Raw genomic sequence first — 9,521 nt, forward strand, 5'->3', positions numbered from 1 at the left:
AGTTCAAACCTTATTCTTCTACTTTGCCACCAGCAGTTTCAATAGCAACTTTAGCACCCTTAGTGGCTTTAATACCTTTCAGGACAATAGCTTTCGAAAGCTCACCAGAAGCAATAACTTTTACACTAGAAACAGTTGCAGGAACCAACCCAGCTTGCTTGAGAACTAATACATCAATCTCATTTACAGCAAGTAAGTTCAATTCACTCAAACGAATCTCAGCATTTGCAGCAGCAGTCAACGATTTGAAACCACGTTTTGGTAGGCGACGTTGCAAAGGCATTTGACCACCTTCAAAACCTACTTTATGAAAACCACCAGAACGGCTTTTTTGACCTTTATGACCACGACCACCGGTTTTACCTAAACCGCTACCAATACCACGACCTACACGACGACGAGCGTGGGTAGCACCCTCAGCAGGTTGAATAGAATTTAGAAACATATCAAGACTCCACTTTCAACAAGTAGCTGATTTTGTTAATCATGCCACGGTTTTCAGGGGTATCTAAAACCTCTACTGTATGCTCACGATGACGCAAACCTAAACCACGAGCACATGCACGATGAGATTCAATTGTACCAATCAGGCTCTTCACCAATGTGACTTTAATCTTTTTTTGCTCAGTCATGGCTTGCTCCTAAAATGTCTTCTACTGTTAAGCCACGTTTAGCAGCGATATCAGCAGGTGTATACAACTTAGACAAGCCGTCTAATGTAGCTCGTACAATGTTATAAGGATTTGTAGAACCATGCACTTTAGCAGAAATGTTATGAATACCCATAGCATCGAAAACTAAGCGCATAGGACCACCTGCCTTCACACCACTACCTTCTTTAGCAGGTTGCATAAAGACTTTGGTAGCACCATGACGCCCAATAACCTCATGATGAATCGTACCATTTTTTAGAGGTACTTTAATCATAGAGCGACGAGCTTGATCCATCGCTTTTTGAACAGCTACCGGCACTTCTTTTGACTTACCTTTGCCCATACCAATACGACCGTCACCATCACCAACAACTGTTAGCGCAGAGAAAGCCATGATACGACCACCTTTAACTACTTTAGTTACGCGATTAACTGCGACCATTTTTTCAATCAGGCCGTCACCACGTTCTTCAATTTCATGTTTTGCCATCTGAAAGTCTCCAATTATTAGAAGCTTAAACCATTTTCACGTGCAGCTTCAGCCAAAGCTTTCACACGACCGTGATATTGGAAACCTGAACGATCAAAAGCAACTTTTTCTACACCTACTACTTTAGCTTTCTCAGCAATGCGCTTTCCTACTACTGCAGCTGCCTCGACGTTGCTACCAGATTTCAGACTACCACGCACTTCAGCTTCCAATGTAGAGGCTTGAGCCAATACTTTATCACCCTCAGCACTAATTACTTGAGCATAAATATGATTATTGCTACGGAACACACATAATCTTACCATTTTCAAGTCCGCAATACGTGCACGGGTTTTGCGTGCACGACGGAGTCGGGTTGTATGTTTATCCATTAGTGAACCTCAATTATTTTTTCTTGGCTTCTTTCATCACTACCACTTCACCTACATAACGAACACCCTTACCTTTATAAGGCTCAGGAGAACGGAATGCACGAATTTCAGCAGCGACTTGACCAACTACTTGTTTATCTGCACCAGTCAAAACGATCTCTGTTTGGCTAGGAGTTTGAATAGAAACACCTTCAGGCATTTCATATACGATTGGATGAGAAAAACCCAAAGACAAATTCAAAACTTTGCCTTGAGCTTGAGCACGGTAACCCACACCAATCAATTGTAGTTTTTTCTCAAAACCTTCTGAAACACCTTTAACCATATTATTAACTAATGCACGAGCAGTACCTGACATAGCATTTGCCTGTTTACTGTCATTTTTTGCAGCAAAAGTTAATTTACCATCGTTTAATTCAATGGCAACATCAGAATGCAAAGGAAAGGACAACTCGCCATTCTTACCCTTGATAACCAATGCTTCTGTTCCAAATTTTACTTCTACACCAGCAGGAACAGTCACTGGGTTTTTTGCGATACGTGACATTTACTTTTCTCCACTAGGCTACAATGCACAACAACTCACCACCAACACCCTCAGAACGAGCCTTGCGGTCAGTCATCACACCTTTAGAAGTACTAACAATAGCGATACCCAAACCGTTCATAACATTGGGAATTTCACTAGAAGCTTTATAAATACGCAAACCTGGACGTGAAACACGTTTAATTTGCTCAATCACAGGGCGACCTGCATAGTATTTCAATTGAATTTCCAATACCGGCTTCGCATCAGCAGAAACCGAAAAATCCTCGATATAACCTTCTTCTTTCAAGACCTTTGCAATTGCACACTTTAATTTGGAAGAAGGCATGGCAACTACTACCTTATTGGCACGTTGCGCATTACGAATACGAGTCAACATATCGGAAATAGGATCATGCATACTCATTATTAATACTCCTATTACCAGCTAGCTTTAACAACACCAGGAATCTCGCCACGCATAGCGATTTCACGGATTTTAATACGACCCAAACCGAATTTACGGAAAGTACCACGAGGACGACCTGTCAAAGCACAACGACGGCGTTGACGTACAGGAGCTGCATTACGCGGAATGGATTGAAATTTCAGACGAGCTTCAAAACGCTCCTCTTCAGTTGCATTCGCATCATTAATAACAGCAAAAATTGCCTCACGTTTGGCTGCAAACTTTTTCGCCAAAGCTTGACGTTTCAGTTCACGATTAATAAGTGCTTTCTTAGCCATGATTATCCTTTAAACGGAAACTTGAATAGTGACAATAAAGCTTTAGCTTCTTCATCAGTTTTTGCAGTAGTTGTAATAGTGATATTCAAACCACGCAAAGCATCAATTTTATCGTATTCAATTTCCGGGAAAATGATTTGCTCGCGAACACCCATGTTGTAATTACCACGGCCATCAAAAGATTTGCCACTTACACCACGGAAGTCACGCACTCGAGGTAATGCAATAGTAATCAAACGATCCAAGAATTCGAACATTTGATCACGACGCAATGTTACTTTGCAACCTACAGGATAATTATCGCGAATTTTAAAGCCAGCAATAGATTTACGAGCAACAGTAACTACTGGTTTTTGACCAGCAATTTTCTCTAAATCAGATACTGCATGCTCCATAACTTTTTTATCAGCAACAGCCTCTCCAACCCCCATATTTAAAGTAATTTTTTCAATACGAGGAACTTCCATTACTGACTTGTAACCAAACTGTTTAATCAATTCAGGAACAACTGTATCTTTATAAAACTCTCTCAAACGAGCCATGTTATCTCCTTATGCTCCAATAATAGAGCCATTTGATTTGAAGAAACGAACGCGCTTAACTTTGCCTTCATTCTCAATCAGTTTAATACCAACACGGTCTGCTTTATTAGTTTCCGGATTCAGGATTGCAACATTAGAAATATCCAACGGCATTTCTTTGGAAACAATACCACCTTCAATACCACGCATCGGATTAGGTTTTTGGTGACGTTTTACAACGTTAACACCTTCAACAACAACTTTACCACCCAATACGCGAACTACTTGACCTTGCTTACCTTTATCCTTACCAGCAATCACAACAACTTGGTCACCTTTAATGATTTTATTCATCGCGCTATTCCTTATAACACTTCAGGCGCCAATGAAACGATTTTCATAAATCGTTCAGTACGCAACTCGCGGGTTACCGGACCAAAAATACGAGTACCCAGAGGTTCAAGTTTATTGTTTAACAACACGGCGGCGTTGTTATCAAATTTAATCAACGCACCATCAGGACGACGCACACCTTTAGCAGTACGAACAACAACTGCATTGTATACATCTCCTTTTTTGACACGACCACGTGGGGCCGCATCTTTAACTGCGACTTTAATAATATCGCCAACAGAAGCGTAGCGACGCTTAGATCCGCCCAACACCTTGATACACATCACGCGACGCGCACCAGAGTTATCAGCCACATCTAAGATGGTCTGCATTTGAATCATATTAGTACCTTTAAATTAACCAACTTAATTTACCATTTTCATATAACTCGCCCACTTATTAAAAAAATGAGCTAACTAAATGAAACCATCACGGTTCTAGTAAACCAGTCTTGGATCCCGAGGGGAAGAAACTTCCAGAAGAAACTGAAAGATAAGAAACGAAGTTTACACGCAAATTCACTTTGGCGCAACACTTCGTTTCTTATTAAAGCTAACTGTATTAAATTTTAAACAGTACGTGCTTTCTCAACCAGTTCTTTAACAACCCAAGATTTGGTTTTTGACAGTGGACGAGATTCCGCAATTACTACTACGTCACCAATTCCATATTGATTATTTTCATCATGGGCATGGATTTTAGTTGATAAACGGATAATTTTACCGTACAGAGGGTGTTTTACTTTACGCTCAACCAACACTGTAACAGTTTTGTCCATTTTGTCGCTTACCACTTTGCCTTGCAAAGTACGAACATTTTTATTTTCGCTCATTACTTAGCACCTTTTTCAGTTAAAATGGTTTTAATACGAGCAATATCGCGACGTACACGTTTTAATTCGCTTGGTTTACCCAATTGACCAGTTGCGTTTTGCATACGTAAGCCAAACTGAGCTTTCAACAAGTCCAACAAATCTGCATTTAATTGCTCAATAGATTTGCCTTTCAATTCATTTGCTTTCATTATTGACCTACCTGTCTTACTACAAAGGTCGTAGGAATAGGCAATTTGGCAGCAGCCAATTCAAATGCTTCACGAGCCAAAGCCTCTGGAACACCGTCCATTTCATACAACACTTTGCCTGGTTTGATTTCGGCAATGTAATATTCCACGTTACCTTTACCGCCACCCATACGAACTTGAATAGGTTTTTCAGTAATTGGTTTGTCAGGGAATACACGAATCCAAATACGACCACCACGTTTAATGTGGCGAGTCATTGTACGACGAGCAGCTTCGATTTGGCGGGCAGTCAAACGACCACGACCAACGGCTTTCAAACCGAACTCACCGAAACTTACTTTGTTACCGCGAGTAGCAATACCAGTATTGCGACCTTTTTGTTGCTTGCGGTATTTCAGTCTAGTTGGCTGCAGCATTACGTCCACCTGCCTTTCTTTGTTTCTTTTCATGCTCAGGTTTAGCTGAAGTCTTTACATTACCTTCAGTATAGACCCAAACTTTCAGACCCAGCACGCCATAAGTAGTATGAGCTTCGCTAGTTGCATAATCTACGTTAGCACGCAAAGTATGCAGAGGTACACGACCTTCACGATACCATTCGCTACGAGCAATATCTGCACCATTCAGACGACCTGAGGTCATAATCTTGATACCTTTTGCTCCTGAACGCATAGCATTTTGCATAGCGCGTTTCATAGCACGGCGGAATTGAACACGTTTTTCCAATTGCTGAGCAATACCATCAGCAATAATTTGTGCATCCAATTCAGGTTTACGGATTTCTTCGATATTCACATGAACAGGCACGCCCATCAAGGCTTGTAAATCACGTTTCAGAACTTCGATATCCTCACCTTTTTTACCAATTACTACGCCTGGACGGGCAGAGTGGATAGTAATGCGTGCAGATTTTGCAGGACGTTCAATAACTACGCGACCAACAGAAGCATTCGCTAATTTTTTACGCAGATAGTTACGAACATCAATATCTTGTTTCAAAACAGCAGAAAAGTCGGTGCTTTTAGCAAACCATTTTGAAGCCCAGTCTTTAGTTACCGCCAGGCGAAAGCCTGTAGGGTTAATCTTTTGTCCCATAGCTTTTCCTTAGTTGCCCACTGTCACATTGATATGACAAGTTTGTTTTTCAATGCGGTTACCGCGACCTTTGGCACGAGCTTGGAAACGTTTCAAGCTTGGACCTTTGTCAACAAAGATAGTTACCACTTTCAACTCATCAATGTCGGCACCGTTATTGTGCTCGGCATTAGCAATAGCTGATTCCAATACTTTTTTAATTAACTCAGCACCTTTTTTAGGACTAAAAGTCAAAATATTCAAAGCTTGGGCAACGTCTTTACCACGAATCAAATCAGCTACCAAACGAGCTTTTTGAGCTGAAATACGGGCATTTTTATGTTGTGCATTTACTCTCATGATTCACCTTATTTCTTTTTAGCCTTTTTATCAGCCAAGTGGCCTTTAAAGGTACGGGTCAATGAGAATTCACCTAATTTATGACCAACCATGTTATCGCTGATAAACACCGGCACATGCGTGCGGCCGTTGTGTACAGCAATGGTCAGACCGATAAAATCAGGCAGAATGGTAGAACGACGAGACCAAGTTTTAATCGGGCGCTTGTCGTTGCTTGCACGAGCAGCATCTACTTTTTTCAGCAAATGCAGGTCTACATATGGGCCTTTTTTCAATGAACGAGCCATACTAATTAACCTTTATTTGAGTAACGACGACGAACAATCATGTTATCCGTGCGTTTGTTATTACGAGTGCGGTAGCCTTTAGCAGGAGTACCCCATGGGCTAACCGGTTCGCGAGCTTCACCGGTACGACCTTCACCACCACCATGCGGGTGATCGACAGGGTTCATGACAACACCACGAACGGTCGGACGAATACCACGCCAACGATTGGCACCAGCTTTACCGATTTTTTTCAGGCTTTGCTCTTCGTTACCGACTTCACCGATGGTTGCACGGCAATCTACGTTGATTTTACGAACTTCGCCAGAGCGCAGACGGACTTGAGCGTATGCACCTTCTTTAGCCAGCAATACCGCAGAAGCACCGGCAGAACGTGCAATTTGTGCACCTTTACCAGGTTTCATTTCGATACAGTGGATAGTCGTACCAACGGGAATGTTGCGGATCGGCAGAGTGTTACCTACTTTGATGGCAGCTTCAGCACCGGAAACCAATACAGCACCGGCTTGAATACCGCGAGGAGCGATGATGTAGCGACGCTCACCGTCTGCATAGCACAACAGTGCAATGAAGGCAGTACGGTTAGGATCGTATTCAATACGCTCTACTTTTGCAGGGATACCGTCTTTGTTACGTTTAAAGTCTACAACACGGTAATGGTGTTTATGACCGCCGCCTTTGTGACGGGTGGTGATATGACCATTATTGTTACGACCGGCAGTAGAATTTTTCTTTTCGAGCAAAGGTGCATAAGGCGCACCTTTGTGCAAACCTTCTGTTACCACGCGAACCATGCCGCGACGGCCTGCAGAAGTTGGCTTCATTTTAACGATTGCCATTTTGTTTATTCCTTATCTGCAGCTGCAGCAGCGGCTTCCAAATCCAACTCTTGACCGGCAGCCAAGCTTACATAAGCTTTTTTAACGTCGCTGCGGCGGCCCAAAGTACGACCAAAACGCTTAGTTTTGCCTTTAGTGGTAACAGTAGTTACAGAAGCAACTTGAACACCGAACAGCAGCTCAACAGCAGCTTTGATTTCAGGTTTGGTTGCATTTGCCAAAACTTTAAACGTCATTTGGTTGCGTTTTTCAGCCAATACGTTGCTTTTTTCAGAAACGATAGGTGCCAAAATCACTTGAGTCAAACGTTGTTGATTCATACCCATTGCTCCTCTAATTGTGCAACTGCATCTTTAGTGATGATTACTTTTTTGTAACGCAGCAAGCTGTAAGGATCAACTTGTTGAGCTTCCAAAACCAACACGTTTGGCAAGTTGCGTGAAGCCAAGTAAACATTCTCATCGAGCTGTTTGGTTACAAACAGCACTTGCTCCAGACCCAGATTTTTCACTTGTTCAGCAAAAACTTTGGTTTTAGGAGTTTCAGCAGTCAACGCTTCGATAGCAAACAAACGCTCGTCACGGGCCAATTGGGACAGAATAGTCGCCATACCGGCACGGTACATTTTACGGTTTACTTTTTGAGTGAAGTTTTCGTCGGGTTTATTCGGGAACGCACGACCACCTTTACGCCACAGCGGAGAAGAAGTCATACCGGAACGGGCACGACCAGTACCTTTTTGACGCCATGGTTTTTTGGTTGAGTGTTTTACTTCGGCACGGGTTTTTTGAGCACGGTTGCCAGAGCGGGCGTTTGCCAAGTAGGCATTTACCAGCTGATGAACCAACGCTTCATTGTATTCGCGAGCGAACAAAGCATCAGAAACAGACAGACTGCCTGAAACTTGTCCTTTAGCGTCAATTACTTTCAATTCCATTACGCACCTACTTTCACGCTAGGACGAACTACAACATCGCTGTTGACCGCACCCGGAACAGCACCCTTAACCAACAGCAGTTGGCGTTCTGCATCGACACGTACAACTTCCAGTTTTTGAACAGTTGCTTTGGTGTTGCCGTATTGACCGGCCATGCGTTTACCGGGGAACACGCGACCTGGGTCTTGCGCCATACCGATAGAACCTGGAACACGGTGAGAACGGGAGTTACCGTGGGAAGTACGTTGGGCACCGAAGTTATGACGTTTGATCGTACCGGAGAAACCTTTACCTTTAGAGGTACCGGTTACATCGACCAGTTGACCGACTTCAAACATAGAAACGGTGATTTCATCACCGGCTTTCAATTCAGCCAGTTTTTCTTCAGTCAAAGCAAACTCGATCAAACCGCGACCGGCTTCAACACCTGCTTTTGCAAAGTGCCCAGCTTCAGCTTTGTTGACACGGTTAGCTTTTTTCTGACCAAAGGTAACTTGAACGGCAGTATAGCCGTCAGTATCTTTGGATTTTACTTGTGTAACGCGGTTGGCAGACATATCCAAAACGGTTACCGGAACAGAAACACCCTGTTCGTCGAACACGCGGGTCATACCAACTTTGCGTCCAACCAGACCTAAAGTCATGATTATTTTCCTTTTAAAGTAAAGGGGCGGGCTACGATTGGCCTGCCTTTCAAACAAAGTTAAACTTGATACAAGTGTATCAAGCTTTCTATTATAATTGACAAATCAAAGAAATATCAACAAAATTTAAATTTAATTTCTTAATAATCTATCCCCTCTTAATTCAGAAAAGCGTTGTGACAACGCACAGACAACCTAAAATTTCATGAAAAAACCGAACAGACTAAACTGCTCGGTTTTTAGTAAGTCCTTATTGGACTTTGATTTCTACATCAACACCGGCCGGCAAGTCCAGCTTCATCAGCGCGTCAGTAGTTTTGTCAGTCCAGTCCACGATATCCATTAGGCGCAAGTGGGTGCGGATTTCCAATTGTTCACGAGAAGTTTTGTTCACGTGTGGAGAACGCAGAATGTTGAAACGCTCGATTTTAGTTGGCAACGGAATCGGACCTTTTACAACGGCACCGGTACGTTTTGCAGTTTCAACGATTTCTTGAGCAGAACGGTCAATCAGGCTGTAATCATAAGCTTTCAGGCGGATACGGATTTTTTGGTTTGCCATTTATCGATATCCTTCAATTAAGCAATGATAGAAGAAACCACACCCGCACCTACGGTACGGCCACCTTCGCGAATCGCAAAACGCAGACCTTCTT

Annotated in this window: 22 protein-coding genes; all 22 read right to left on the reverse strand. The window is 42.7% G+C overall.

Annotated features, from left to right (window positions below; translation table 11 throughout):
- Positions 1–10: 10 nt before the first annotated feature.
- On the reverse strand, positions 11–445 hold the full coding sequence (gene rplO / locus ACI43T_RS11105; RefSeq protein WP_009175229.1) for a 50S ribosomal protein L15: 435 nt from the start codon (positions 443–445) through the stop codon (positions 11–13).
- Between the two features lies 1 nt (position 446).
- Entirely contained in the window at positions 447–632 is a 186-nt protein-coding gene (rpmD, locus tag ACI43T_RS11110) for a 50S ribosomal protein L30 (protein WP_003759717.1), read from the reverse strand.
- Positions 625–1,143 carry a 30S ribosomal protein S5 gene (gene rpsE, locus ACI43T_RS11115; RefSeq protein WP_003742903.1) on the reverse strand — a complete coding sequence of 173 codons (519 nt, stop codon included), beginning with the start codon at positions 1,141–1,143 and terminating at the stop codon, positions 625–627. The genes rpmD and rpsE overlap by 8 nt, the downstream gene beginning before the upstream one ends.
- A gap of 17 nt (positions 1,144–1,160) precedes the next feature.
- Positions 1,161–1,514, reverse strand: coding sequence for a 50S ribosomal protein L18 (rplR, locus tag ACI43T_RS11120; RefSeq protein ID WP_377079968.1), 354 nt, complete (start codon positions 1,512–1,514; stop codon positions 1,161–1,163).
- 13 nt (positions 1,515–1,527) lie between these two features.
- The gene (gene rplF, locus ACI43T_RS11125) at positions 1,528–2,061 is read right to left on the reverse strand and encodes a 50S ribosomal protein L6 (RefSeq protein WP_377079970.1); all 534 of its coding nucleotides are present in this window, start codon (positions 2,059–2,061) and stop codon (positions 1,528–1,530) included.
- A 13-nt stretch (positions 2,062–2,074) separates the two neighbouring features.
- Positions 2,075–2,467, reverse strand: a complete 393-nt coding sequence (gene rpsH / locus ACI43T_RS11130) for a 30S ribosomal protein S8 (protein ID WP_003742898.1) — start codon at positions 2,465–2,467, stop codon at positions 2,075–2,077.
- Between the two features lie 14 nt (positions 2,468–2,481).
- A complete protein-coding gene (gene rpsN, locus ACI43T_RS11135; RefSeq protein WP_003684736.1) occupies positions 2,482–2,787 on the reverse strand; it encodes a 30S ribosomal protein S14 in 306 nt (101 codons plus the stop codon).
- Positions 2,788–2,789: 2 nt separating this feature from the next.
- Complete coding sequence (gene rplE / locus ACI43T_RS11140) at positions 2,790–3,329, reverse strand: 50S ribosomal protein L5 (protein ID WP_003759725.1); 540 nt, start codon at positions 3,327–3,329, stop codon at positions 2,790–2,792.
- Between the two features lie 9 nt (positions 3,330–3,338).
- A complete protein-coding gene (gene rplX, locus ACI43T_RS11145; protein ID WP_308022463.1) occupies positions 3,339–3,662 on the reverse strand; it encodes a 50S ribosomal protein L24 in 324 nt (107 codons plus the stop codon).
- Positions 3,663–3,673: 11 nt separating this feature from the next.
- Positions 3,674–4,042, reverse strand: coding sequence for a 50S ribosomal protein L14 (rplN, locus tag ACI43T_RS11150; RefSeq protein WP_002215434.1), 369 nt, complete (start codon positions 4,040–4,042; stop codon positions 3,674–3,676).
- A 227-nt stretch (positions 4,043–4,269) separates the two neighbouring features.
- Positions 4,270–4,533, reverse strand: coding sequence for a 30S ribosomal protein S17 (rpsQ, locus tag ACI43T_RS11155; RefSeq protein WP_003707145.1), 264 nt, complete (start codon positions 4,531–4,533; stop codon positions 4,270–4,272).
- Entirely contained in the window at positions 4,533–4,724 is a 192-nt protein-coding gene (gene rpmC, locus ACI43T_RS11160; RefSeq protein ID WP_377079974.1) for a 50S ribosomal protein L29, read from the reverse strand. Before rpmC ends, rpsQ begins: the two co-directional genes overlap by 1 nt.
- The gene (rplP, locus tag ACI43T_RS11165) at positions 4,724–5,140 is read right to left on the reverse strand and encodes a 50S ribosomal protein L16 (RefSeq protein ID WP_003675880.1); all 417 of its coding nucleotides are present in this window, start codon (positions 5,138–5,140) and stop codon (positions 4,724–4,726) included. Before rplP ends, rpmC begins: the two co-directional genes overlap by 1 nt.
- Positions 5,124–5,819 (reverse strand): 30S ribosomal protein S3, encoded by a 696-nt coding sequence (gene rpsC, locus ACI43T_RS11170; RefSeq protein WP_003675878.1) that lies wholly within the window; start codon positions 5,817–5,819, stop codon positions 5,124–5,126. Before rpsC ends, rplP begins: the two co-directional genes overlap by 17 nt.
- A 9-nt stretch (positions 5,820–5,828) precedes the next feature.
- Entirely contained in the window at positions 5,829–6,158 is a 330-nt protein-coding gene (gene rplV, locus ACI43T_RS11175; protein ID WP_003675877.1) for a 50S ribosomal protein L22, read from the reverse strand.
- An 8-nt stretch (positions 6,159–6,166) separates the two neighbouring features.
- Positions 6,167–6,445 (reverse strand): 30S ribosomal protein S19, encoded by a 279-nt coding sequence (gene rpsS, locus ACI43T_RS11180; protein ID WP_002215422.1) that lies wholly within the window; start codon positions 6,443–6,445, stop codon positions 6,167–6,169.
- 5 nt (positions 6,446–6,450) lie between these two features.
- Positions 6,451–7,284 carry a 50S ribosomal protein L2 gene (rplB, locus tag ACI43T_RS11185; protein WP_003742892.1) on the reverse strand — a complete coding sequence of 278 codons (834 nt, stop codon included), beginning with the start codon at positions 7,282–7,284 and terminating at the stop codon, positions 6,451–6,453.
- Positions 7,285–7,289: 5 nt separating this feature from the next.
- A complete protein-coding gene (gene rplW, locus ACI43T_RS11190) occupies positions 7,290–7,604 on the reverse strand; it encodes a 50S ribosomal protein L23 (protein ID WP_002231529.1) in 315 nt (104 codons plus the stop codon).
- Entirely contained in the window at positions 7,601–8,221 is a 621-nt protein-coding gene (rplD, locus tag ACI43T_RS11195; protein ID WP_002218573.1) for a 50S ribosomal protein L4, read from the reverse strand. The genes rplW and rplD overlap by 4 nt, the downstream gene beginning before the upstream one ends.
- A complete protein-coding gene (rplC, locus tag ACI43T_RS11200) occupies positions 8,221–8,865 on the reverse strand; it encodes a 50S ribosomal protein L3 (protein WP_002215400.1) in 645 nt (214 codons plus the stop codon). Before rplC ends, rplD begins: the two co-directional genes overlap by 1 nt.
- 250 nt (positions 8,866–9,115) lie before the next feature.
- Positions 9,116–9,427 (reverse strand): 30S ribosomal protein S10, encoded by a 312-nt coding sequence (gene rpsJ, locus ACI43T_RS11205; RefSeq protein ID WP_002642322.1) that lies wholly within the window; start codon positions 9,425–9,427, stop codon positions 9,116–9,118.
- Positions 9,428–9,444: 17 nt separating this feature from the next.
- Positions 9,445–9,521 (reverse strand): EF-Tu C-terminal domain-related protein (locus ACI43T_RS11210; RefSeq protein WP_452299608.1); only part of this gene is annotated, 77 nt, incomplete at its 5' end.

Source organism: Neisseria oralis, from assembly GCF_045062685.1.
Taxonomy (GTDB): domain Bacteria; phylum Pseudomonadota; class Gammaproteobacteria; order Burkholderiales; family Neisseriaceae; genus Neisseria; species Neisseria oralis.

Coding starts and splice junctions, on each gene's coding strand:
- rpmC (WP_377079974.1), bottom strand. CDS start 4,724: ATGAAAGCAAATGAATTGAAAGGCAAATCTATTGAGCAATTAAATGCA.
- rplV (WP_003675877.1), bottom strand. CDS start 6,158: ATGAGAGTAAATGCACAACATAAAAATGCCCGTATTTCAGCTCAAAAA.
- rpsS (WP_002215422.1), bottom strand. CDS start 6,445: ATGGCTCGTTCATTGAAAAAAGGCCCATATGTAGACCTGCATTTGCTG.
- rpsN (WP_003684736.1), bottom strand. CDS start 2,787: ATGGCTAAGAAAGCACTTATTAATCGTGAACTGAAACGTCAAGCTTTG.
- rplR (WP_377079968.1), bottom strand. CDS start 1,514: ATGGATAAACATACAACCCGACTCCGTCGTGCACGCAAAACCCGTGCA.
- rpsH (WP_003742898.1), bottom strand. CDS start 2,467: ATGAGTATGCATGATCCTATTTCCGATATGTTGACTCGTATTCGTAAT.
- rpmD (WP_003759717.1), bottom strand. CDS start 632: ATGACTGAGCAAAAAAAGATTAAAGTCACATTGGTGAAGAGCCTGATT.
- rplF (WP_377079970.1), bottom strand. CDS start 2,061: ATGTCACGTATCGCAAAAAACCCAGTGACTGTTCCTGCTGGTGTAGAA.
- rplB (WP_003742892.1), bottom strand. CDS start 7,284: ATGGCAATCGTTAAAATGAAGCCAACTTCTGCAGGCCGTCGCGGCATG.
- rplE (WP_003759725.1), bottom strand. CDS start 3,329: ATGGCTCGTTTGAGAGAGTTTTATAAAGATACAGTTGTTCCTGAATTG.
- rplX (WP_308022463.1), bottom strand. CDS start 3,662: ATGAATAAAATCATTAAAGGTGACCAAGTTGTTGTGATTGCTGGTAAG.
- rplN (WP_002215434.1), bottom strand. CDS start 4,042: ATGATTCAAATGCAGACCATCTTAGATGTGGCTGATAACTCTGGTGCG.
- rpsE (WP_003742903.1), bottom strand. CDS start 1,143: ATGGCAAAACATGAAATTGAAGAACGTGGTGACGGCCTGATTGAAAAA.
- rplW (WP_002231529.1), bottom strand. CDS start 7,604: ATGAATCAACAACGTTTGACTCAAGTGATTTTGGCACCTATCGTTTCT.
- rplC (WP_002215400.1), bottom strand. CDS start 8,865: ATGACTTTAGGTCTGGTTGGACGCAAAGTTGGTATGACCCGCGTGTTC.
- rpsQ (WP_003707145.1), bottom strand. CDS start 4,533: ATGAGCGAAAATAAAAATGTTCGTACTTTGCAAGGCAAAGTGGTAAGC.
- rpsC (WP_003675878.1), bottom strand. CDS start 5,819: ATGGGACAAAAGATTAACCCTACAGGCTTTCGCCTGGCGGTAACTAAA.
- rplO (WP_009175229.1), bottom strand. CDS start 445: ATGTTTCTAAATTCTATTCAACCTGCTGAGGGTGCTACCCACGCTCGT.
- rplD (WP_002218573.1), bottom strand. CDS start 8,221: ATGGAATTGAAAGTAATTGACGCTAAAGGACAAGTTTCAGGCAGTCTG.
- rpsJ (WP_002642322.1), bottom strand. CDS start 9,427: ATGGCAAACCAAAAAATCCGTATCCGCCTGAAAGCTTATGATTACAGC.
- rplP (WP_003675880.1), bottom strand. CDS start 5,140: ATGCTGCAGCCAACTAGACTGAAATACCGCAAGCAACAAAAAGGTCGC.